The sequence below is a fragment of the Leifsonia sp. SIMBA_070 genome (assembly GCF_046534635.1).
Lineage (GTDB): Bacteria > Actinomycetota > Actinomycetes > Actinomycetales > Microbacteriaceae > Leifsonia.
In genome coordinates this window covers 1-251 of sequence record NZ_JAWRYK010000647.1, presented here as the reverse complement: position 1 = coordinate 251, position 251 = coordinate 1, and the positions used below count along the sequence as shown (strand labels likewise).

At 68.9% G+C, this 251-nt stretch carries 1 pseudogene; it reads left to right on the top strand.

The annotated features are described in order from the left end of the window. Window positions 1-251, top strand: a pseudogene (locus SB754_RS21825) (NAD-dependent DNA ligase LigA); the annotation flags it as partial.

Below are 251 nucleotides of genomic sequence, written 5' to 3'. Positions count from 1 at the left end.
GAAGCGCACCCCGTGCTGCGCGCGCAGGACTCGCCGACGCAGACGGTGGGCGCGGCCGAGGCGACGGGCCTCGACACGATCGAGCACGCGGAGCGCATGCTGAGCCTCGACAACGTGTTCTCGCCGGAGGAACTGCGCGACTGGTGCGTGAAGGCGCACGAGTCCGCGGGCCGCGAGGTGCGGTGGCTCACCGAGCTCAAGATCGATGGTCTCGCCATCAACCTCCGTTACGAGAAGGGCGTGTTGACGTC